General features: G+C 35.0%; 1 protein-coding gene. It reads left to right on the forward strand.

Features of this window, described 5'->3' with window-relative positions; genetic code table 11:
• On the forward strand, nt 1–306 hold a 306-nt coding region (locus FE392_RS22645; RefSeq protein WP_319931930.1), incomplete at both ends, for a transposase.

Here is a 306-nt window from a genome sequence, read left to right on the forward strand (position 1 = left end):
TTTAAACTTTCAGGTAGGTCCAGGGAAAAATAATGATAAGACCTTTGGAACGGAATGTTTAGATACCTTACGTCCAGGTGACCTGTGTATTCGTGATTTAGGATATTTTTCATTAGAAGACTTAGATCAAATGGATCAACGTGGCGTGTACTATATATCAAGACTTAAGTTAAACCATACCGTCTATACGAAAAATCCATTTCCAGAATACTTTCGAAATGGGACAATCAAAAAACAGTCACAGTATATCCAAGTTGATTTAGAGAACATTATGCACACGTTAAAACCAGGACAAACGTATGAAAT

It is taken from the genome of Xenorhabdus santafensis, assembly GCF_033949405.1.
Classification (GTDB): domain Bacteria; phylum Pseudomonadota; class Gammaproteobacteria; order Enterobacterales; family Enterobacteriaceae; genus Xenorhabdus; species Xenorhabdus santafensis.